This window comes from Paracoccus sphaerophysae (genome assembly GCF_000763805.1).
GTDB classification, from domain to species: Bacteria; Pseudomonadota; Alphaproteobacteria; order Rhodobacterales; family Rhodobacteraceae; genus Paracoccus; species Paracoccus sphaerophysae.
In genome coordinates, this window is record NZ_JRKS01000002.1 from 102,024 (window position 1) to 122,231 (window position 20,208).

The window sequence follows — 20,208 nt, forward strand, 5'->3', positions numbered from 1 at the left end:
GGTCCTGCACCCCGCCGGTCACAGCCCGGCCGCCCTGCTTAGCCGCCCGGCAGAGGCGTCCGCCAGCCGCCGATAATGCGTGACCGAGTCCGCCCGCAGCGTCGACCCCCCCTCGGCATGATCGACAAGGAACGGAAGCGCAATGACGACCCGCGTCTTGCGGCGTTCCAGCCAGCGGTCGATGGTGTTGGTGAAGGGGTCGTCGTTGCCCGGGTCCCAGGCGGCAAGATGTTCGAGGACCGGGCGGCGCAGGATGTTGAAGACCATGCTGACGGCGCGGTCGCTGTCGATCAGGTCGATGTCCCCCGCCCGGCAGCGCGGCCGCACCGTCCAGCCAGCCCCGGCATCGGCGACATAGCCCGAAAACATCTCCCAGTCGTCCGCTGCATCCAGATGATCGCGGATCGCCGCAAATCTGGTCTGGAACCCGTCCGGGAAAACGACATCATCCTCGCAGATGATCGCCTCGTGGATCCCTTGGCGCAGCAGGTCGCGGCACAGCCGGGCATGGGACAAGGCCGCCCCGCGCCACCCGGGACGGCCGCGCAACCCCGCCCAGGCGGTGAAATCAGCGGCCGGGGCCTGGGCCGCGAATGCCGCAAGGCGGGCGGGCGTTTCCGGCAGGGTTAGGCAAAGCCGCGCCGGAGCCGGTGCCGGAGGCTGCCACTGCGGTACCGCCTGATCGAAGGCTGCGGGCGAGATCAGACCTTCCGCCAGAAGAAACCTCAGGAACCCTGCCCGCAGGCGGTTGTCGGGGCGCGCCGCATGGGCGTCGATGGTGGCGAACCGAGCGGCCGCATGCACGGGGTCGTCCAGCAGCTTTCGCACCCGCCGGATCAGGTCCTCGACATCGCCGGCCGCCGCGAAATCCACGATGCCGGCCAGGTCGCCGTGCCGGTCCTGATCCGCGCCCGCCTCGCTGACGACGGGCGCGCCATGGGACATGGCCTGCGTCAACCGGGCGGTCTCCAGCAGCGCGCCTTCGTAGAAATGCACGTTCAGCACCACCGCCGCCTCGCACAGCGCCTGATCCAGAGCCGGCCCGAACAGCGCCGTCTCAATCCGAAGCTCGGGTATCACGGTCGCCAGGCGCGACAGGATGCGCTGCCGCCTGGGGCTGGACACGTCTCCGTAGAACAGCACCCCCCGGCGCGGTCCGGGGTCCGGGCGCAGCAGCCCCGGATCGACGTCCAGGGGGACGTGAAACAGGCGGTCCAGCGGTATCCCGCCGTCCCGCAGCACGGTCAGGTTATCGACCGAATAGTCGAGGACCGCCCGCGCCGATTTCAGCAGCTTTAGGTATTGCCCGGTCAGCCAGCGGTCGCTGACCGACTGTTCCATCTGAAAGGCGATGAAGTTCGGCGGAAGCCGGTCGAACATCTGCGGAGTCAGGACCAGCACATGGGCGAACTCGTCCGCGCCCGCGGGATCGGTGGTGATCTGAGCCGAAAACCCCTGTTCGGTCAGGATCGCGGCCAGGTGGCGCGCGATGTGCTGGACATGGGGGGTGGTGATGATCGCAAAGGATTTCGGGTCCGCGCCGGGATCCGTCAGGCGGGGCGCCGCCGCATGATGCGCCGCCAGCCGGCGGCGGACGCCGGCGGTCCCCTCGCTGCCCAGCACCCGCACGCCCAGCTTGACCAGTTGCCACGCGCCGCGATGGCGGACGGCGCGGGCGATGCTGCGCAGCGCTGGCGGAAGGGTCGGCATCGGGAGGGGCTCGGCGCAATCTGAAATCGGGTGAGAATCGAAACCACAGCCTGCAAGGGTTGTCCACCAAGGCCGACCGGACTAACCCTGCGCGACAAGCCAATCTGGACAATGGGCGGCGAGGTGGCGGAAACCATGCAGATCATCGGACGGGACATCGAACCGCGGCTCGACTGGATCGCGCTGACGGACGCGCTGGCGCAGGGGCACGAACTGCCGCGGGCCGAGGTCGCGGACACCTTCCTGTATCGCGGCGACGACACGCTGCTGACCCGCAGCGCCTGGATCGACGGGCTGGGGCTGGCGGTCAAGCCGGCCAGCGTGTTTCCGGGCAACCCCGCGCGCGGCCTGCCGATGATCAACGGCGTGGTGAACCTGCTGGACGACACCACCGGAGCGCTGCGGGCGCTCGTCGATTTCCACCTGGTGACGAAATGGAAGACCGCCGGCGACAGCCTTTTGTCCGCCCGCCGGCTGGCGCGCCCTGATGCGCGACGGGTGCTGGTCATCGGCGCCGGCCACGTCGCGGAAAGCATGATCGAGGCCTACCGCGCCCTGATCCCCGACGCCCGCGTCAGCGTGTGGAGCCGCTCGGGCGGGTCGGCCGCCGAGCTGGCCGGGCGGACCTGCAGCCAGGCCGTGAGCGATCTGGAACCCGCCGTCAGCGACGCCGAGATCATCGCCACCGCGACGATGGCCACCCAGCCGGTGCTGCGCGGGGAATGGCTGTCTCCGGGCACCCATGTCGACCTGATCGGCGCCTATCGCCCCGACATGCGCGAGGCTGACGACGAGGTGCTGCGCCGGGCGCGCCTGTTCGTCGACAACCGGGCGACGACGATCGGGCATATCGGGGAAATCCAGGCTCCGCTGGACCAGGGGGTGATCCGGGAAAGTGACATCCTCGGCGATTTCTACGACCTGCCGGCGGGGGCCTATTGCCGCCGCTCGGATGACGAGATCACGGTGGCCAAGAATGGCGGCGGCGCGCATCTGGACCTGATGACCGCGAGCTACATCCTGTCGGTCGCCGAAAGCGGCGCGGCCTAGACAGCCGAAAGCGGCGCGGCCTAGGCCGCGGCGGGGCGCGGGGCGATCAGCGAGGGCGCCTCGCGGATCGGCAGGTGGATCAGCGCCGAGAACGCGCCAACGCCGACGCCGACCCACCAGACGATCGTGTAGTCGCCATAGATGTCGTACAGCTTGCCGCCCAGCCAGACGCCCAGGAACGACCCCAGCTGGTGCGACAGGAAGACGAAGCCGTACAGCGTCCCCATGTAGCGCAGCCCGTAGATATAGGCGACCAGCCCCGAAGTCAGCGGCACCGTCGCCAGCCACAGCGCCCCCATGCTCAGCGAAAACACCAGCACCGTGACCGGCGTGATCGGGGTCAGGATGAACCAGGCGGAAATGATCGTTCGCAGCGTATAGATCGCCGCCAGCAGGTATTTCCGGGTATAGCGCTTGCCCAGCCAGCCGGCCAGGATCGAGCCGGCGATGTTGGCCATCCCGATCACCGAGATCGCCACCGCGCCCAGCGCCGAGGTCGAGGTGATCCCCAGCGCCGCGAGGCCGCCGTCCGGGGCGATCGGGCCGCACATCTCGGTCACCATCGCCGGGAAATGCGCGGTGATGAAGGCCAGCTGATAGCCGCAGGAAAAGAACCCGGCGAAGATCATCAGATAGCTCGGGTCGGTGAAGGCGCGGCGCAGCACGCTGCCCATGCTCTCTTCCAGCTCGGCCCGGCTGGCCGGGCGGGTGGAGCGCAGCATCGGCAGGAACAGCAGCACCGTCATGATCAGCGCCGCAAAGACCAGGAACACCTGCTGCCAAGGCATGAAGGCCATCAGCCCCTCGGCCAGCGGCGCCCCGATCACCTGCCCCGCCGACCCGGCGGCGGTGGCGATCCCCAGCGCGAGGCTGCGGTTCTCGTCGCTGGCCGCGCGGCCCACGATGGCGAGGATCACGCCAAAGCCGGTGCCGGCGATGCCGAAGCCGACCGCGATCTCCCACAGCTGCATCGCCTCGGGGGTGGTGGCCATGGCGCTCATCACCATGCCCAGCGAATACATCGCCGCGCCCAGGATGATCGCCCAGCGGTCCCCCCAGCGTTCGGCAAGGGCGCCGAACAGCGGCTGGCCGATCCCCCAGGCGAGGTTCTGGATCGCGATCGCCAGGCTGAATTCGGCCCGCGGCCAGCCGAAGGTCTCGGCGATCGGGATCTGGAAGACGCCAAAGCTCGCCCGCAGGGCAAAGTTGATCATGAGGATGATCGACCCGCCGATCAGGATCGGGGTGAACAGCCTCGCGGGGGACTGGGTGTGCGGCATGACGCGGCTCCGGGCGGTCGTGGTGCACCCTGACAACGTGCCGCAGGCAAGGTCAATGACCCCCAGGCGGCGATTTACCGGCTGGTAAGATCATCGGGCTAGGATGACGGGACGCGAGCTGGGCGGGGGCGACGGCATGTATACGGTGATCGGATATGGGGGCACGCGCGCCTTCCGCCTGCTGTGGCTGCTGGAAGAACTCAGCCTGACCTATCGCCACGAACGGGTGATGCCCTTCACCGACGCGGCGCGGGCCCGCACGCCGGGCGGCAGGCTGCCGGCCCTGCAACTTGCCGATGGGACCATTCTGCAGGATTCCACCGCGATCCTGACCTGGCTGGCCGACCACCACGACGCGCTGACCTTCCCCGCGGGCAGCGTGGAACGGGCGCGCCAGGATGCCTGGGTGCACATGGTGCTGGAATGTCTCGCCACGCCGATGATGTGCTGGACGCTGATGATCCAGCGGTTCCGGGCCGAAACCGATCCGGTGGTGCGCGCCTGGGTCGCTGATTCCGTCGACAAGGGCGCCGAGCGGATCGCGCAGGAGCTTGAGGACAGCGGCGGCCCGTGGCTGATGGGGTCGTGCTTCACCATCGCCGACATCGTGCTGGGCCACTGTCTGCACTGGGCGGAACGGTATGAACGCCCCGTCTCCCAGCCGATCCTGCGGGATTACCTGGCGCGGGTCGAGGCGCGGCCGGCCTATCGCACCGCCGATTGGGCCTGACCCAGCCGCCGCGCCGCCGCCTGCCCGGCGTGGCGCCCGGTGGCAAGGCAGGTGGTCAGCAGATAGCCGCCGGTCGGCGCCTCCCAGTCCAGCATCTCGCCCGCCGCAAAGACTCCGGGCAGCGCCCGCAGTTCCAGGTCCGGGGTCAGCGCGGCCGCGGTGATCCCCCCGGCCGAGGAGATCGCCCGTTCCAGCCCCATCGGCCCGGCGTGGCGCAGGGGCAGCGCCTTGATCCGCCGCGCCAGCGCCGCCGGGTCCTGCGGCAGCGGCCGGCCCCATTCCAGCAGCAGCGCGACCCTGGCCGGATCGCCCAGCACCCGCCGCAGCCAGTTGCCGACCGACAGCCGGCCGCGCGGCCGCGCCAGACGCGCCGCGAGCGCCTCGACGGTCAGGTCGGGCGCGAGGTCGACCCGTGTCGCCGCGCCATCGCGCAGCGCCGCGGCGATCTCGTAGATGCCGCCGCCCTCGATCCCGTGCCGGGTGATGACCCATTCGCCCCGGCTGTCCGCGGCCCCCGCCGTCAGCCGCGCGCCCTTGACCGCGACGCCGTGAAACCGGGCCATCTCGGGCGACCAGTCCACAAGCAGGCCCATGTTCGCGGGCCGGAACGGCGCGATCTCGACCCCTGCCGCGCGCAACGGCGCGACCCAGGCCGCGTCCGATCCCAGCCGCGGCCAGCTTGCCCCGCCGAACGCGAGCACCACCGCCCGCGCGGCGATCCGGCGTTCGCCCTCGGGCGTCGCAAAGACGTGGGCGCCGTCCGTCAGGCCCGACCAGCGCCAGCGGGTCCGCAGCGCGACCCCGCGCCCGGCAAGCCGCACCAGCCAGGCCCGCAGCAGTGGCGAAGCCTTCATGCCGACCGGGAACACCCGCCCGGTCGATCCGGTGAACAGCTCGATCCCCAGCCCGCGCGCCCAGGCCGACACCTCGGCCGGGCCAAAGCCGCGCACCAGCGCCTGCAGGTCGCAACCGCCCGCCGCGGCGCTGCCCGACAGCCGCGCCGCAAAGTCCGGCGCCGGTTCGTCCCGGGTCAGGTTCAGCCCCGACTTGCCGGCCATCAGGAACTTGCGCGCCGGGGTCGGCATCGCCTCGGTCACCACGACCCGGTGGCCTGCGGCCGCGATCGCCTCGGCAGCCATCAGCCCCGCCGGTCCCGCCCCGATCACCAGCGCCGGGACCTGTTTGGCCGTCACCGCCGCCCCCGCGGCATCATCGCCAGCCGGATCAGCGCCCGTTCCATCACCGCCATCGCCGGCGCGCGCGAGGATGAACGCAGCGTCAGGTCGGTCTCGATCAGCAGGTGGATCGCATCCTCGAGCGCCCGCCCGCCCCAGCCCTGTGCCTGCCGCCCCATCCGGTCGCGGCGCGGGCCGAAGACCGGCGGCCGCAGCCGCCCCAGCCCCGCCTGCACCCCGCCGGGGTCCGAGGCGGCGAGGTGCAGCGCCCGGACATGGCGCAGCGCGGCGATGCAGATGGTGACCGGCGCGATGCCCTGCGTCTCGATCCGCCGCATCAGCGGGCCCAGCGCGTCCGACCGGCCCTCGGCGGCGGCGTCGATCAGCTCGTCCACGTCGGCTTCCACCGTGGTGGGCGCCAGCGCCGCGATCTCGTCGGGGGTCAGCGGCGTGTCGTCGCCGAACTTGTAAAGCCCGATCTTTTCGACCGTCTGTCGGAAATCGCCGGGGTCCAGCGCGCGGGCCAGGGTGGTCAGGTCCCGCATTGCCGCCGGCGGCACCGCGCGCAGCCCGGCCTCGGCCAGCCAGCGCGCGATCTCCTCTTCGCCCGGTGGATCGTCATAGATCGGGGCGCAGATGGCGGTCTTGTGCGGCTCGAACAGCTTGCGCAGAGCCGAGGATTTCGTCAGCGCCCCGGCCGTGACCACGATCACCGCGTCGCCATGCGCCCACGCCTCCAGCGCCGCGGCGACCGCTGGCGCGACGGCGTCGGTCGCCTCCTCGACCAGCACCACCCGCGGGCCGGGGAAGAAGCCGACCGCCTTGATCTCGTCCATCAGCGTCGCGCCGTCCTTGCGCAGGTCGCTGCCGGCCAGCCGGGTCAGGCGCATCTCGGCCTCGGCATCGGGACCGGTCAGCGCGGCGACCGCCTCGGCCCGCTTCAGCGCCACCCGCATCGCGTCCTGCCCGTGGATCAGCAGCGCCGGCCGCGTCGGATCGGGCCTGGCCAGATAACGCGCGATCTCGGCGCCCTTCAGCAGCATCGCCCTAGGGCACCGTCGCCAGCAGCCGCGTCACGACCTGATCGGCCAGCATCACCGCAAGGCGGTTGCGCGCGTCCTGTTCGGCCGCGTTGGTGGCGATCACCGTGCCGACGGTGGAATGGCTGGTGAAGTTCGACACCTCGCCCTGCGCCACCGTCGCCCCGGTGACCGAATCGGTCAGCCGATAGGTGGCGGTGCCGTTCAGCGAGAACCGCGTGGTGACCTCGTCCGGGGTGATCGCCTGCGGCAGCACCGCGACCCGCAGCGTATAGGCGAGGTCATAGCGCCCGGTTTCCGCCGGACCCAGCCGCTCGGTCAGCCGGCGCAGGAAGGCATAGTCGTCGGCAGTCTGCGGATCGGCCACCCGCACCTGCCCGTGCAGCCGGGTGCCCGCGCCGCCCGGCCCGTAGACCGGGGCAAAGCCGCAGCCCGCCGCCAGCAGGGCGACGGCGAGGGCCGCCCTACGCGACCACATTGACGATCCGCCCCGGCACGACGATCAGCTTCTTGGGCGGCTTGCCGTCCAGGAAGCGCTGGATGGCGGCGTCGGCCAGAACCAGCGCCTCGACCTCGGGCGCGGCCATGTCGCGGGGGACGGCGATCTCGCCCCGGCGCTTGCCGTTGATCTGGATCGGCAGGGTCACGGTGTCGTCGACCAGCATCGCCGGGTCGGCCTTGGGCCAGGGCGCGTCCACGACCAGGCCGATGCCGCCGGCCATCGCCCAGACCTCTTCGGCCAGGTGCGGCACCATCGGCGCCATCAGCTGCGCCATCGCCCGCAGCGCGGCGCGGCGCGGATGCCCCGCGGCGTCGGATTTCGCCAGCGCGTTGGCGAGCTCATACAGCTTGGCCACCGCCTTGTTGAACGCAAAGCCCTCGATGGCGCGGGTGATTTCGTCGATGGCGCGGTGGGTGGCGCGGGTCAGCGCCTCGTCCTCGCGGTCGCCCGCGTTGCCGGCGCCGCTGTCCTCGGCCAGCCGCCACAGCCGCCCGAGGAACTTCGAGGCCGCCTCGGCCCCCGCCGCGGTCCATTCCACGTCGCGTTCGGGCGGGCTGTCCGACAGCATGAACCAGCGCGCGGTGTCGGCGCCGAAGCGGGTCACGATGTCCACCGGGTCGACGACGTTCTTCTTGGACTTGGACATCTTGGCCGAGGGGATGATCTCGACGGCGCGCCCGTCGGCCAGCTTGCCGTCGGTGACGTCCTCGGGCAGGTGATAGACGGGCCGCCCGCGGTCGTCGCGGGTCAGATAGATCTCGTGCGTCACCATGCCTTGCGTGAACAGCGCATCGAACGGCTCCTTCGCGGTCTCGGGCAGGTGCCCGGTCTTGACCATCGCGCGGGCGAAGAAGCGCGAATACAGCAGGTGCAGGATCGCGTGCTCGATGCCGCCGATATACTGGTCGACGTTCATCCAGTAGTCCGCCTCGGCCCGGTCGGTCGGGGTCGGCGCGTGGGGCGCGGTGAAGCGGGCGTAATACCAGGACGAATCGACGAAAGTGTCCATCGTGTCAGTCTCGCGCCGCGCCGGAGCGCCGCAGGACGGGCAGGTCGCCTGCCGCCAGGTCGGGTGCCGGTCCAGCGGGTTGCCGGGCTGGGCGAACGACACGTCCCGCGGCAGCAGGATCGGCAGGTTCTCCTTGCGCTCGGGCACGGTTCCGCAGCTTTCGCAATGCACGACCGGGATCGGGCAGCCCCAATAGCGCTGGCGCGAGATGCCCCAGTCGCGCAGGCGGAACTTGGTGACGCCCTCGCCATAGCCCTGCGCCTCGGCATGGGCGATGGCGGCGGTCACGGCCTCGTCGCCGGTCTGGTCGCGGTCGCCGGCAAAGCCGCGGACATAGCTGACCGTTTCGGATTTCAGCAGCACGAAGGGCTCCGTGGCGACCAGCGCGTCGGCCTCGGCCTCGGTCATGCCGGGCTTGCCGAAGGTGGCGCGGATCGGCAGGCCGTATTTCACCGCAAATTCGTGGTCGCGCTCGTCATGGGCGGGCGAGCCGAAGATCGCGCCGGTGCCGTAATCCATCAGCACGAAGTTGGCGATCCACACCGGCAGCTCCCACGCGGGGTCAAGCGGGTGGCGCACGGTGATGCCGGTGTCGAACCCCAGCTTTTCCGCGGTCTCGATGGCTTCCTCGGTGGTGCCGCCCTTGCGGCAGGCCTCGAGGAAGGCGGCCACGCGCGGGTCGCCGGCCAGCGACTTCGCCAGCGGATGATCGGGCGAGATCGCCAGGAACGAGGCGCCCAGCAGCGTGTCGGGGCGGGTGGTATAGACCTCGATCTGCGGGAAATCCGGCGCGTTCACGGTGTCAAAGCGGAACTGCAGCCCGCGCGAGCGGCCGATCCAGTTGGCCTGCATCAGCCGGACCTTCTCCGGCCAGCCCTTGAGCCCGTCCAGCGCCTCCAGCAATTCCTCGGCGTAATCCGAAATGCGGAAGAACCACTGGGTCAGCTCGCGCCGCTCGACCGGGGCGCCGGACCGCCAGCCCTTGCCGTCGATCACCTGTTCGTTGGCCAGCACGGTCATGTCCACCGGGTCCCAGTTCACGACCGCCGCCTTGCGATAGATTAGCCCGGCATCGAGGAAATCGAGGAACAGCGCCTGCTGCCGGGCGACGTAATCGTCGTCGCAGGTGGCGAACTCGCGGCTCCAGTCGATGGACAGGCCCAGCGGCTTCAGCTGGTCGCGCATCGTGGCGATGTTGGCATAGGTCCAGTCGCGCGGATGGCCGCCGTTTTCCATCGCGGCGTTCTCGGCCGGCATGCCGAAGGCGTCCCAGCCCATCGGGTGCAGCACCGAAAACCCCTGCGCGCGTTTATAGCGCGCCACCACGTCGCCCATCGTGTAGTTGCGGACATGTCCCATGTGGATGCGCCCCGAGGGATAGGGGAACATTTCCAGCACGTAATACTTGGGCCGCTCGTCGCGGACGGCGCGAAAGCTGCCGGCCTTGTCCCACGCCGCGCGCCAGCGGGGTTCGCTGTGGGAAGGATCATAGGGCATGGCAGCGCTCCGCTCGGTCGATGACCGGGCGGGTTTAGCCGCCCGGCGTCATGCCGTCCAGATTGCGGGGGGCAAAGCGCCGGTTACAGCCGGGCCGCCTTACAGCTGCCCGTCGCGGACCCGCAGCTGGCGGGCGCGGGTCAGGATCGCGTCCTCGACCGCGCGCACCGTGTCGGGGGCCACGGCCGACCCGCCGGCGCCCTGCAGCGACAGCTTGAGGCTGCGCGCGTCCAGCGCCGGGTCGCTGATCCGGACCGTGGCGCGATAGGACCGCCCACCGCCCGGAGGCGTGCCGTAGCCGGTGACGATGACGCCGGTAAAGGGATCGACCGACTGGATCGGCAGGAAGTTCAGCACGTCTAGGCTGGCATTCCACAGGTAGCGGTTCACCGCGACCTGCTGGTTGCTGGTGTCGCGGTTCGAGAACAGGTCCCAGATGGTCGATTCGCGCCGCTCGTTCACGGGCCGCTTGTCGTGTTCCGACGGTCCCAGCCCGAACAGCCCGCCCTTTCCCCCGCTTCCGCCGCAGGCGGCGACCGACAGGGCCAGGCCGGCGACGAGGATCGGGCGCGCGGCGCGGCGTGCGGCGGCGCCGAGGGCCAGGGTGCAGACGGTCTTGGCGCTAGGGGTCATGGCGGGGGCTTTCCACGATGCTTCGACGAGGCTTCCGTTCCGGAAGGGCGCACCTGACGCCGGACCGAGGCATAGCGCGGATATGCGGCGCGCGACAAGCGTTACCGCCTGTATTCGCGCCACTTCCCGCGCAAGCGTGACGTCCGCGGTCCGCCGTAAGCCGGGCTGCAACGGACTGTGGCGCATGTGCATCACAGCGTCGCCATCCATCCGCGATCCGGGGCACCATCGTTGCAATGCAGGGGGGAAAGCGCGACTTATGCCCCATACCCAAGCCGGACCAACCGGCAGGGGTGACAGAGAGACAAGAGGGAAGCCATGAAAAAGGTTCTTTTCGCCACCAGCGCCCTGGTCGCCTTTACCGGCGCCGCCGCTGCTGAAGTCGCCGTCTCGGGCGACGCCCGGATCGGTATGCGCTATGACAGCGATCTGTGCGCCACCGCTGCCTGCACCACCACCGACTCGGCCTGGAACGTCGTGAACCGCGCCCGCGTCAAGTTCACCATGACCGGCACCAGCGATTCGGGCCTGGAATTCGGCGCCGAAGTCCGTGCCGAAGAAGCGCAGCGCGCCCGCTACGGCAGCCAGATCTCCATCGACGAGACCGATGGCACGGTCACCCGCAGCTACGCGGTCCGCAACAACCTGTCGGCTGACAAGGGCCTGGTGTGGGTGTCGGGTTCCTACGGCAAGCTGACCGCCGGGGACATCGACTCGGGCATGGAAAACGCCCTGGGCGACCTGCCGGAAATCGGGATGTCGGGCCTCGATTACCTGAACGAATTCGGCTACTCGTCGTCGGACTTTGACGACAGCGTCTACAGCGAAGCCGGCCTGCTGTACGAATACAGCTTCAACGGCGTCAAGCTGTTCGCCTCGTTCATGGACCAGAACGTCGGCTACTCGGCGATCGACCGCGACAACAACGCCTACTCGCTGGGCGCCAAGTACGAGATGGCGGGCTACGAGTTCGGCTTCGGCTATGAAAAGTCGGACTTCTACATCGACCCGGTGGGCTTCGAAGGCGGCGCCTACGAAAACACCAGCTGGGGTATCTCGGCCGCGACCGTCTTCAACGAAGTCAAGGTCAAGGGCATCTACATGACCACCACGGTCGAGGACATCCCGACCCTGACCGGCGATCTGGACGTCGACCAGTTCGGCGTGGGCGCCGAATACACCATGGCGAACGGTGTCGGCCTGGCCGGCTACTGGCGCCGGGTGGCCTTCGACACCCCGGCCGACGAATTCTCGGCTGACGTCGTTGGTCTGGGCGCGTCCTACGACCTGGGTGGCGGCGCGACCCTGAAGGGTGGCGTGGTCAACGTCTCGGGCGACGACGCGCTGGGCGACAGCGTGGCCGACCGCACGATGGCCGACTTCGGTCTGGTCTTCAAATTCTGATCCAGCCGATCAGACTTTCGACAGAAAAGGAAAGAGCGGGCCTTGCGCCCGCTCTTTTCTTTTGGTCCGGTTGGTCCCCGACCTGAACGGCCATTCGAGGGGGAGACAGGATGATGAAGCTGGTTCTTGCGGCGCTGCTGGGGGCAGCCTTCACCATGCCGGCCGCCGCGCAGACCGCGCCCGCGGCAACCGCGCCGGCCACCACAGCGCCCGCGGCGACGCCCGCGCCGGCCGCGGCAGAGGATGACGCGGATGACGACGCCCCGGCTGCGACCCCGACTGCCGCTCCGGCCGCCGCAGCGTCGGTCCAGCATCACGACTTCGGCCCCTCGGGCATCATGGTCCGGTCCAACCGCGAGGATCTCGCGCCGCTGACGCTTGCCTCGGGCAAGCCGGTCGCCGAGGCCGAATATTTGCTGAAATCTGGCGGCTATTACCGCATCAGGATCAAGGCCGATGGCAGCCAGGAACTGGCGCTGTCGGGCGGCGACTTCTTCCGCGCCGTCTGGGTCAACGAGGTGATCGTCAACGACATCGAGATCCGCCCGATGGGCGTCCACTCGATCGAGTTCGACGCGGCGGGCGAGGCCGAGATCAGCTTCGTCGCCATCGTCCCTGGCCGATATACCCTGTCGGTCCCCGGGTCGTCCGGCGCAACCCAGCAGGCGGTTTTCACCATCCAGTAAGGACACGGGCAAGCGGGCCACGCCCAAGCGCCGCCTGCCCGACCCACAGCTCTCATGCCCGATCCCGCGCTCGACATTCAGCATCTAAGCCATGATTTCGGCAGCTTCCGGGCGCTGGACGACGTGTCGCTGAGCGTGCCGCATGGCGGCTTCACCGCGCTGCTGGGGGTGAACGGAGCGGGGAAATCCACGCTCTTCAATCTGGTGACGCGGCTTTACAACAGCCGCAGCGGCACCATCCGGGTGGCCGGGCACGACATGCGCACCGACCCCGGCGCGGCCCTGCGCCGGCTGGGCGTGGTGTTTCAAAGCCGCGCGCTGGATGCCGACCTGACCGTGGCGCAGAACCTGATGTATCACGCGGCGCTGCACGGCATGCCCCGCGCCGCGGCCCGCGCGCGGCTGGCCGAGGTGCTGGCGCAGGTCGATCTGGCCGACCGCGCCGGGGCGCGGGTGTCGGCGCTGTCCGGCGGGCAGGTGCGCCGGGCCGAGATCGCCCGCGCCCTCATCCACCGACCGCAGCTGATGCTGCTGGACGAACCGACCGTCGGGCTGGACGTGAAATCGCGCGCCGAGGTGCTGGCGCTGACCCGCCGCCTGATCGCCGATCAGGGCGTCTCGGCGCTGTGGGCCACGCATATCCTCGACGAGATCCAGCCCTCGGACGGGCTGGTGATCCTGCATCGCGGCCGGGTGCTGTTCGACGGCACCGCCGCCACCGCCGCGCCCGACGGCGACCTGACCCGCGCCTTCCTCGACCTCACCGGGGTGCAGGCATGACCGGCTGGCTGACCGTCTTCTCGGGCATCGCCCGGCGCGAGGCGCTGCGCTTCGTCAATCAGCGCGGCCGGTTCCTCGCCGCGCTGGTCCGGCCGCTGGTCTGGCTGTTCATCTTCGCGGCGGGCTTTCGCGCCGTGCTGGGCCTGTCGATCACGCCGCCCTACCAGACCTACGTGCTGTACGAGGTCTACGTGACCCCCGGCCTTTGCGCGATGATCCAGCTGTTCAACGGCATGCAGTCCTCGCTGTCGATGGTCTATGACCGCGAGACCGGCGCCATGCGCACCCTGCTGGTCAGCCCGTGGCCGCGCTGGTTCCTGCTGGCCTCAAAGCTGGTCGCGGGGGTGCTGGTGTCGATCCTGCAGGTCTATGCCTTCCTCGCCATCGCCTGGTTCTGGGACGTGCGCCCGCCGGCCTGGGGCTATGTCACCGTGCTGCCGGCGCTGGTCCTGTCGGGGCTGATGCTGGGGGCGCTGGGGCTGTTCCTGTCCTCGGCGATCCGGCAGCTGGAGAACTTCGCGGGGGTGATGAACTTCGTCATCTTCCCGATGTTCTTCGCCTCGTCGGCGCTGTATCCGCTGTGGCGGATGGCGGAATCCTCGACGCTGCTGCACGACATCTGCGCGATGAACCCCTTCACCCACGCGGTGGAGCTGATCCGGTTTGCCCTTTACCAGCAGGTCAACTGGCTGTCCCTTGGGGTCGTGCTGGGCTGCCTGGCGGTGTTCTTCGCCGGGGCGGTCTTCATGTATGATCCGGCGCGCGGCCTGGGCGTCCGGCGAAAGGGGGGATAGATGCGAGCCTTGCTGATGACCACCGTGCTGACGGTGCTGGCGCTGCCGGCGCTGGCGGCGCAGCCGACCGCCGACTGGCCCTGCGTGCAGGTCCTGCAGCCGCACCTGTCGCTGGGGCAGGTCTGGTCCGGGCCGGCACCCGATCCCAATTCCCAGCCGGCGCCCGAGGTCGCCGCCCTCGCCGACCGCATCGTGGAACGGCGGATGACCCTCGCCGAGGCCGAGGCCGAGATTGCCGCCTTCGCCGGCACCCACGACGCCGCCGGGCTGACGGCGCTGATGCAGGCCGCGTTCGACCGCATCGACCGGCATCGGTCGCTGCTGATCGCCGGCATTTCGCGCTATGGCCACAAGCAGGTGGCGCTGGCCGCGCAGGTGGAACAGCGGCGCGAGCGCATGGCCGAGCTGGAAAAGGCCGACAAGCCCGACTTCGACGCCATCGACGCCGCAGAGGCGGCGCTGGACTGGGACACCCGCGTGTTCACCGAACGCCAGCAGAGCCTTACCTATGTCTGCGAGACCCCGGTGATCCTGGAACAGCGGCTGTTCGCGCTGGCCCGCGCCATCTCGGCGCATCTGCCGCAGCAATAGTGACGCGGGGAACGGGCCGCGCTATCCTGCGTTCGAACTCATGTCAGGAACCGCAAAGGGGGGACCGATGCCCAGACTAGCCATGCCGCTGGCCGCGCTGCTGCTTGCGGCCGCATCGCCGGCATTCGCGCAAGTGAAGACGATCACCGTGCCCCTGCAACAGCCCGGCGCGACGGCCCCTGCGGTGACCTCCGCCGCAACGCCTGCGGCGGTCGAGCCTGCTGCGACGACTGCCGAGCCGCAGCCCCCGGCAACCGAACGTGCGCCGGCCACGGCGGCAGCCGAGCCTGCCGCGACAGAGCCAGCCGCGACGACCGCCGCCGCCGCCCCGCCTGTGGCCACTGACACGGCCCCCGCGGCCGGCAGCGGCGCGACCCAACCCGGCGTGACCGCCGAAGGCGTGCCGACCGAACCCGCGCAGACCGCGACGCCGCAAAGCACGCAAGAGGCGCTCGCCGCCCCGCTGCCCGCGGCCGCCGCGCCCGGCGGAACCGATTCCGTCCACCCCGGCCCGCAGGCCGCCGGGACGGATCCCGCGACCGGCGCCCCCGCGACCGCAAACACGACGACCGCGAACACGACGACCGCCACCGCGACGGCCGGCACCACGGCCACCCCCACCACGACGACCGCCGCCGCACCGGACACGCCGGCAGTGACCACCCCCTCGGGCGAAACCGCGGCCGCGGGCTCTCAGGCAGCCGCGGCGATCGAGCCTGCCTCGAACCAGGCGACGGCCGGGCAGGAGCAGCAGGACGCCACCGCGACCGCCGCGGCCTCGGGCGTCGCCACCCCGGCCACCGCCCCGCAGCAGGGCGCGGCGGACGGCACCGCGCCTGGCAATGCCGGCTCCACCGGCTGGACCGGGGGCTTGGGCGGATCGCAGATCGGCACCAACGCGGCCGGCGCGGTCCCCGAATCCAAGACCTGGCAGCCGCCCACCGCGCGCGGGCTGGACCTGCGCGGCTGATCCCGCCCACCGGACATGAAAACGCCCCGCCATCGCGCGGGGCGTTCGCATCTCTGGCGGAGGAGAATGGGAGTCGAACCCACCCGAGACAGGCTCGCTGCCTCAACCGGATTTGAAGTCCGGCCGCCCCACCGGGGACGATTCTCCTCCTCTCAGCCGCCGAACAGGTCGGCGCGATGGGGATTGATGCGCCGCAAATCGCCCCGGCGCAAGGTAACCCCGTGGCGGTCGTAGAAATCGAGGATCTCGATCGCCACCTTGCGCCCGTTCTGCACACGGTCGCGAAACGCCGCCGCGGTGACCCAGCCATCGGGCGCCGCCGCCTGCACCTCGGCGATGATGCGGACCATCTCGGCGGTGGTGGCGCGCAGGAAGAAATGGTCCTGCCGAATCTGGTCCACCCGGCCCTGCCGCGCGGCCATGCGCAGCACGCGGCGGATGTAGGTTTCGGGGACGTCCCATTCGGTCGCCATGTCGCGGACCCGCGGCGGGCGGAACCGCGCTTCGCCGGTCAGCTCGGGCAGGATCCGGGCATACAGCGCCTCGTCAGCCTCGGACATCCGCACCACGTGGCCGGGCAGGCGCAGGAAGGCGCCCTCGGCCACCGCCGCACCGGCGGCGATGCGGGCGGCGGCAAAGGCGGCGAAGCCGTCCTTGGGCAGCCGCGGCGACAAAGCGAGACGCAGACGCTCGTGGCCCATGCCCTGCATCTCGGGGTTGTCCTCGTGGAACCGCGCGAGCGTGTCGGCAAAGCCCGCCACCAGCCCGCGATGGGCGGTCTGTGACAGGGCCAGCCGGCTGCCGGCAACCAGCACCACGGCGCCCTCGGCCAGCGCCCCGGCGGCCTGCGCCGACAGACCGCGGTCGCGGGCAAAGCCGTCCAGATCGACGACATGCGGCGGCACCTCCAGCATCGCGGCCAGCGCCGCCGCCGGGTCGGGGCGGGCGGCTGCGTCCAGCAGGGCCAGCCGTTCCGGCGTCTGCCGCCGCCGCGCCGGGGCCCGCAGGTCCAGGAACCGCCCGCCGCCGATGGTCCGCCGGGCCGAGACGTCGCGCAGGATATAGCGGTCCCCCACCGCCGCGGCGACCGGCTGGTCCAGCACCAGCTGCACCATGCCGCGCGCCCCCGCCGCGATCGGCCCGCCCAGCGGCACGATCCGCGCCCCGGTCTCGGCCGCGCCGACATGCAGCCGGGCCGGGAACCAGGTCGAGATCGGCTTCGGCTCTCCGCCCAGCACGGTCAGTTCGGCGTCGATCCGGGCGGTGGGCGCGTGCAGCGCCGGGTCCAGCACGACGTCGCCGCGGTGGATCGCCTCGCGGGTGATGCCGTCGCCGGCGAGGTTCAGGGCGCAGCGCTGCCCCGCCACACCGACCTCGGCAGGCAGGTTCTGGGCGTGGATGGCGCGCACCCGGGCAGTCAGCCCCGAGGGCGAGACGGTCACGCCGTCCCCGACCGCCACCCGCCCCGACTGCACCGTGCCGGTGACCACCGTGCCCGCGCCCTTCAGCGTAAAGCTGCGGTCCACGGTCAGGCGGAACCTCGCATCGGTCGCCCGCGCCGTCGTTTCCGCCTCGGCCACTGCCAGCAGGTCGCGCAGGGTCGCGATGCCCTCGCCGGTCAGCGACGACACCGGGATTACCGCCGCCCCGGCCAGACCCGTCCCGGCAAGGGTGGCCGCGATCTGGGCCGTGACCTCTGCCCGGCGGGCGTCGTCCGCCAGGTCCGCCTTGGTCAGCGCCACGATGCCGCGATGGACGCCCAGCAGGTCGAGGATCGCCAGATGTTCCCGCGTCTGCGGCATGACCCCGTCATCGGCGGCGACCACCAGCAGCGCGAGGTCGATGCCGCCGGCGCCGGCCAGCATCGTGTGGACAAAACGTTCGTGGCCCGGCACGTCCACGAACCCCGTGACCCCGCCGCCGCCCAGGTCGGCATAGGCAAAACCCAGCTCGATGGTGATGCCGCGCGATTTCTCCTCGGCCAAGCGGTCGCCGTCGATGCCGGTCAGGGCGCGGACGAGCGCCGTCTTGCCGTGGTCGATATGCCCGGCCGTCCCGACGATCATGCGAGCGCGGCCAGCAGCGCGCCGTCATCCTCTAGCGCCCGCAGGTCGAGGATAAGCGCGCCGTCGCGGATGCGCCCGATCACCGGCGTCCGGGCCGCGCGCAGCCGCTCGGCCAGCCGCTCTGGCGCGTCCCCGCTGTCGCCCGAGATCGCCAGACCCGCCGAGGGCAGGGTTTCCACCGGCAGCGCCCCCGACCCGATCTGGCTGGCGCAGTCGATCACCGCGACCCGGTAACCGGGCAGCAGCCGCGCCATCGCCGGTGCCAGCCGCGCCGCCTGGGCGGCGATGTCGGCCTGCGGCCGGGTCAGCATCCGCAGCGTCGGCAGGCGGTCGGCCAGCCGGTCGGGGTCGCGATACAGGCGCAGCGTCGCCTCGATGGCGGCGAGGCGGATCTTGTCCAGCCGCAGCGCGCGCTTCAGGGGGTTGCGGTTGATCCGCGCGATCAGATGGGCGCGGCCGACGATGAAGCCCGCCTGCGGGCCGCCCAGCAGTTTGTCGCCCGAAAACGTCACCATGTCGGCGCCCTCGGCCACCGACTGCCGCACCGTGGGTTCGGCCGGCAGCCCCCAGCGGGTCATGTCGATCAGCGTCCCCGACCCCAGGTCGTTCATCAGCGGCACCCCCGCCGCGGCCGCGATGGCGGCGAGTTCGGGGGCGGCGACGCTGCGGGTAAAGCCCTCGATCCGGTAGTTCGAGGGGTGGACCTTCATCATCAGCCCGGTCGCGGGCGTCACCGCGTCGCGGTAATCGCGCGGGTGTGTCCGGTTGGTGGTGCCGACCTCGACCAGGCGGACCCCGGCGCGGGCCATGATGTCGGGGATACGGAAGGCGCCGCCGATTTCCACAAGCTCGCCGCGCGACACGATCGCCTCGCGCCCCTCGGCGAGGGTGTTCAGGGTGATGAGCACGGCGGCGGCATTGTTGTTCACGACCGTCGCCGCCTCGGCCCCGGTCAGCTCGCAGATCAGCGGCGCGATGTGGTCGTCGCGCTCGCCCCTGCTGCCGGTGGCCAGGTCATATTCCAGCGCCGCCGGATGGCGCATGGCGTCGGTCGCTGCGGCGATGGCGGCTTCGGCCAGCAACGCGCGGCCGAGATTGGTGTGCAGGATGGTCCCGGTCAGGTTTAGGACCGGGCGCAGCGCGGAGGCGGCGTCGGCGCTCAGCCGTTCGGCCGCCGCCGCGCAGATCGCCGCCGCATCGGGGGCGGGCGCGCCGCCCCGCACCGCCGCCCGCGCGGCGTCCAGCGCGGCGCGCAGCGCCTCGGTCGCGGCCTGCCGGCCATGCGTATCGACCAGGTCGGCGCCGGGACCCGAGGACAGCAGCCGGTCCACCGACGGCAGCGCGCGCAGCGCCTGCATCGCTCAGTACCCGATCAGGAACGGATCGAAGCCCGCCCGCCGCCACTTTTCGCCCTTCATCAGCGCGTCCAGCCCCAGCGAGGCGACATCGTCGGCCACCGGGTCCAGCGTGGGGTTCTTGTGCTGATCCATCTGCTTGACCCAGGACCCGCAGCCGTCGCAGGTCTCGGCCTTGATCTGGGCGCCGGTGTTGCCGGTCGCGGCATCCTCGACGGCGCGAAAGCCGATGCCCTTGGTGGTTCCGCAGGCGAGGCAGGTCAGCCGGACCTCGTTCCACAGCGTCTGGCACCCGGCGCAGGCGGCATAGCGCGCCCCCTCGGCCCCCATGACCCCGGTCACGACCGAGGCCGCGGGCTTGCCGCCGCAGCACGGGCAGACCCCGGTGCGGATCGGGACCAGCCGGCCCGCGTCCAGCGTCGCCGCCAGCCGCGCCAGGTGGACCTGCACGGCGGCGGCCACGAACAGATGCGGCGCGGCGCTGTCGGCGGGGATCGAGTCGTCCAGCACGTTGCCGATCAGCCAGCGCCGATCCTCGGTCGTCGCCGCCTGCAGCGCGTCCAGCGCGAGCCGGGCGGGGGCGGGCATGTCGATCGCGCGCGCCTCGGCCAGCAGGGCGTCCAGCGTCGCCCCCAGCAGCGGATCGTCCACCAGCGCGTCGCGGTCGATGGGCGGCATCGCCGCGGTGCGGGCGCGGTCCACCACGGCGGAGTCGACGGGAGCCACCGCCGGCAGCGCCGCGGCCAGCCCGGCCTGCACCCGGCACAAGGCGGCCAGGAACGTCAGATAGGGCGCCAGCGTCGCGGTCTGGGCCAGGAACTCGAAGCGCTCGGCGCGCATCCGGAACAGGCGTTCGGGGCGGGGCAGAACGGCAAGCGGCGGCGTCGGGACGCCGCCGATCATGTCGGGCTGGGGCTGGATATCCGTCATTGTGTC

18 protein-coding genes and 1 tRNA gene are annotated in these 20,208 nt (G+C 71.0%); 8 read left to right on the plus strand and 11 right to left on the minus strand.

Annotated elements, in window-relative coordinates:
- Positions 1-18: 18 nt before the first annotated feature.
- Positions 19-1,710, minus strand: coding sequence for a hypothetical protein (locus tag IC63_RS01590; protein ID WP_036716294.1), 1,692 nt, complete (start codon positions 1,708-1,710; stop codon positions 19-21).
- A gap of 135 nt (positions 1,711-1,845) precedes the next feature.
- On the opposite strand from IC63_RS01590, the gene IC63_RS01595 reads away from it, so the two are divergent.
- A complete protein-coding gene (locus IC63_RS01595; protein ID WP_084115369.1) occupies positions 1,846-2,760 on the plus strand; it encodes an ornithine cyclodeaminase family protein in 915 nt (304 codons plus the stop codon).
- Between the two features lie 20 nt (positions 2,761-2,780).
- On the opposite strand, the gene IC63_RS01600 is transcribed toward IC63_RS01595, so the two are convergent.
- On the minus strand, positions 2,781-4,040 hold the full coding sequence (locus IC63_RS01600; RefSeq protein ID WP_036716298.1) for an MFS transporter: 1,260 nt from the start codon (positions 4,038-4,040) through the stop codon (positions 2,781-2,783).
- Positions 4,041-4,143: 103 nt separating this feature from the next.
- Between IC63_RS01600 and IC63_RS01605 the strand changes: the two genes are divergently transcribed.
- Complete coding sequence (locus IC63_RS01605; RefSeq protein WP_052041779.1) at positions 4,144-4,770, plus strand: glutathione S-transferase family protein; 627 nt, start codon at positions 4,144-4,146, stop codon at positions 4,768-4,770.
- Here IC63_RS01605 and IC63_RS01610 read toward each other — a convergent pair.
- The 5 genes from IC63_RS01610 to IC63_RS01630 all read right to left on the minus strand — a co-directional run bounded on the left by IC63_RS01610 (position 4,746) and on the right by IC63_RS01630 (position 10,626).
- Positions 4,746-5,963, minus strand: coding sequence for a BaiN/RdsA family NAD(P)/FAD-dependent oxidoreductase (locus IC63_RS01610; RefSeq protein ID WP_036716300.1), 1,218 nt, complete (start codon positions 5,961-5,963; stop codon positions 4,746-4,748). The genes IC63_RS01605 and IC63_RS01610 overlap by 25 nt on opposite strands.
- On the minus strand, positions 5,960-6,988 hold the full coding sequence (gene holA / locus IC63_RS01615) for a DNA polymerase III subunit delta (RefSeq protein ID WP_036716301.1): 1,029 nt from the start codon (positions 6,986-6,988) through the stop codon (positions 5,960-5,962). The genes IC63_RS01610 and holA overlap by 4 nt, the downstream gene beginning before the upstream one ends.
- Positions 6,989-6,992: 4 nt before the next feature.
- Complete coding sequence (lptE, locus tag IC63_RS01620) at positions 6,993-7,463, minus strand: LPS assembly lipoprotein LptE (RefSeq protein ID WP_036716302.1); 471 nt, start codon at positions 7,461-7,463, stop codon at positions 6,993-6,995.
- Positions 7,450-9,993: a leucine--tRNA ligase gene (gene leuS / locus IC63_RS01625; RefSeq protein WP_036716303.1), complete on the minus strand. Its 2,544-nt coding sequence runs from the start codon at positions 9,991-9,993 to the stop codon at positions 7,450-7,452. Before leuS ends, lptE begins: the two co-directional genes overlap by 14 nt.
- Before the next feature lie 99 nt (positions 9,994-10,092).
- Complete coding sequence (locus IC63_RS01630) at positions 10,093-10,626, minus strand: DUF3576 domain-containing protein (RefSeq protein ID WP_052041780.1); 534 nt, start codon at positions 10,624-10,626, stop codon at positions 10,093-10,095.
- A 318-nt stretch (positions 10,627-10,944) separates the two neighbouring features.
- On the opposite strand from IC63_RS01630, the gene IC63_RS01635 reads away from it, so the two are divergent.
- From IC63_RS01635 to IC63_RS18335, 6 genes are all read left to right on the plus strand, one after another.
- Positions 10,945-12,030 (plus strand): porin, encoded by a 1,086-nt coding sequence (locus tag IC63_RS01635; protein WP_036716304.1) that lies wholly within the window; start codon positions 10,945-10,947, stop codon positions 12,028-12,030.
- A 110-nt stretch (positions 12,031-12,140) separates the two neighbouring features.
- Entirely contained in the window at positions 12,141-12,716 is a 576-nt protein-coding gene (locus tag IC63_RS17815) for a cupredoxin domain-containing protein (RefSeq protein ID WP_036716305.1), read from the plus strand.
- Between the two features lie 54 nt (positions 12,717-12,770).
- Complete coding sequence (locus IC63_RS01645) at positions 12,771-13,496, plus strand: ABC transporter ATP-binding protein (RefSeq protein WP_036716306.1); 726 nt, start codon at positions 12,771-12,773, stop codon at positions 13,494-13,496.
- Positions 13,493-14,290 (plus strand): ABC transporter permease, encoded by a 798-nt coding sequence (locus tag IC63_RS01650; protein WP_036716309.1) that lies wholly within the window; start codon positions 13,493-13,495, stop codon positions 14,288-14,290. Before IC63_RS01645 ends, IC63_RS01650 begins: the two co-directional genes overlap by 4 nt.
- Entirely contained in the window at positions 14,291-14,881 is a 591-nt protein-coding gene (locus IC63_RS01655; RefSeq protein ID WP_232222477.1) for a hypothetical protein, read from the plus strand. It begins immediately after the preceding gene.
- Between the two features lie 67 nt (positions 14,882-14,948).
- Positions 14,949-15,851 carry a hypothetical protein gene (locus tag IC63_RS18335; RefSeq protein WP_198026219.1) on the plus strand — a complete coding sequence of 301 codons (903 nt, stop codon included), beginning with the start codon at positions 14,949-14,951 and terminating at the stop codon, positions 15,849-15,851.
- Between the two features lie 54 nt (positions 15,852-15,905).
- On the opposite strand, the gene IC63_RS01670 is transcribed toward IC63_RS18335, so the two are convergent.
- From IC63_RS01670 to fdhE, 4 genes are all read right to left on the minus strand, one after another.
- A tRNA-Sec gene (locus IC63_RS01670) sits at positions 15,906-16,001 on the minus strand.
- A gap of 2 nt (positions 16,002-16,003) precedes the next feature.
- Complete coding sequence (gene selB, locus IC63_RS01675) at positions 16,004-17,917, minus strand: selenocysteine-specific translation elongation factor (RefSeq protein ID WP_036716312.1); 1,914 nt, start codon at positions 17,915-17,917, stop codon at positions 16,004-16,006.
- Positions 17,914-19,275 carry an L-seryl-tRNA(Sec) selenium transferase gene (gene selA, locus IC63_RS01680; protein WP_036716314.1) on the minus strand — a complete coding sequence of 454 codons (1,362 nt, stop codon included), beginning with the start codon at positions 19,273-19,275 and terminating at the stop codon, positions 17,914-17,916. The genes selB and selA overlap by 4 nt, the downstream gene beginning before the upstream one ends.
- Positions 19,276-19,278: 3 nt before the next feature.
- On the minus strand, positions 19,279-20,202 hold the full coding sequence (gene fdhE / locus IC63_RS01685; RefSeq protein WP_036716315.1) for a formate dehydrogenase accessory protein FdhE: 924 nt from the start codon (positions 20,200-20,202) through the stop codon (positions 19,279-19,281).
- Positions 20,203-20,208: the final 6 nt, after the last annotated feature.

What these genes read in the sequence shown, in the direction of transcription:
- IC63_RS01590 (WP_036716294.1), bottom strand. Translation starts at nt 1,710, where the DNA reads ATGCCGACCCTTCCGCCAGCGCTGCGCAGCATCGCCCGCGCCGTCCGC.
- IC63_RS01595 (WP_084115369.1), top strand. Translation starts at nt 1,846, where the DNA reads ATGCAGATCATCGGACGGGACATCGAACCGCGGCTCGACTGGATCGCG.
- IC63_RS01600 (WP_036716298.1), bottom strand. Translation starts at nt 4,040, where the DNA reads ATGCCGCACACCCAGTCCCCCGCGAGGCTGTTCACCCCGATCCTGATC.
- IC63_RS01605 (WP_052041779.1), top strand. Translation starts at nt 4,144, where the DNA reads ATGACGGGACGCGAGCTGGGCGGGGGCGACGGCATGTATACGGTGATC.
- holA (WP_036716301.1), bottom strand. Translation starts at nt 6,988, where the DNA reads ATGCTGCTGAAGGGCGCCGAGATCGCGCGTTATCTGGCCAGGCCCGAT.
- lptE (WP_036716302.1), bottom strand. Translation starts at nt 7,463, where the DNA reads ATGTGGTCGCGTAGGGCGGCCCTCGCCGTCGCCCTGCTGGCGGCGGGC.
- leuS (WP_036716303.1), bottom strand. Translation starts at nt 9,993, where the DNA reads ATGCCCTATGATCCTTCCCACAGCGAACCCCGCTGGCGCGCGGCGTGG.
- IC63_RS01630 (WP_052041780.1), bottom strand. Translation starts at nt 10,626, where the DNA reads ATGACCCCTAGCGCCAAGACCGTCTGCACCCTGGCCCTCGGCGCCGCC.
- IC63_RS01635 (WP_036716304.1), top strand. Translation starts at nt 10,945, where the DNA reads ATGAAAAAGGTTCTTTTCGCCACCAGCGCCCTGGTCGCCTTTACCGGC.
- IC63_RS17815 (WP_036716305.1), top strand. Translation starts at nt 12,141, where the DNA reads ATGATGAAGCTGGTTCTTGCGGCGCTGCTGGGGGCAGCCTTCACCATG.
- IC63_RS01645 (WP_036716306.1), top strand. Translation starts at nt 12,771, where the DNA reads ATGCCCGATCCCGCGCTCGACATTCAGCATCTAAGCCATGATTTCGGC.
- IC63_RS01650 (WP_036716309.1), top strand. Translation starts at nt 13,493, where the DNA reads ATGACCGGCTGGCTGACCGTCTTCTCGGGCATCGCCCGGCGCGAGGCG.
- IC63_RS01655 (WP_232222477.1), top strand. Translation starts at nt 14,291, where the DNA reads ATGCGAGCCTTGCTGATGACCACCGTGCTGACGGTGCTGGCGCTGCCG.
- IC63_RS18335 (WP_198026219.1), top strand. Translation starts at nt 14,949, where the DNA reads ATGCCCAGACTAGCCATGCCGCTGGCCGCGCTGCTGCTTGCGGCCGCA.
- selB (WP_036716312.1), bottom strand. Translation starts at nt 17,917, where the DNA reads ATGATCGTCGGGACGGCCGGGCATATCGACCACGGCAAGACGGCGCTC.
- selA (WP_036716314.1), bottom strand. Translation starts at nt 19,275, where the DNA reads ATGCAGGCGCTGCGCGCGCTGCCGTCGGTGGACCGGCTGCTGTCCTCG.
- fdhE (WP_036716315.1), bottom strand. Translation starts at nt 20,202, where the DNA reads ATGACGGATATCCAGCCCCAGCCCGACATGATCGGCGGCGTCCCGACG.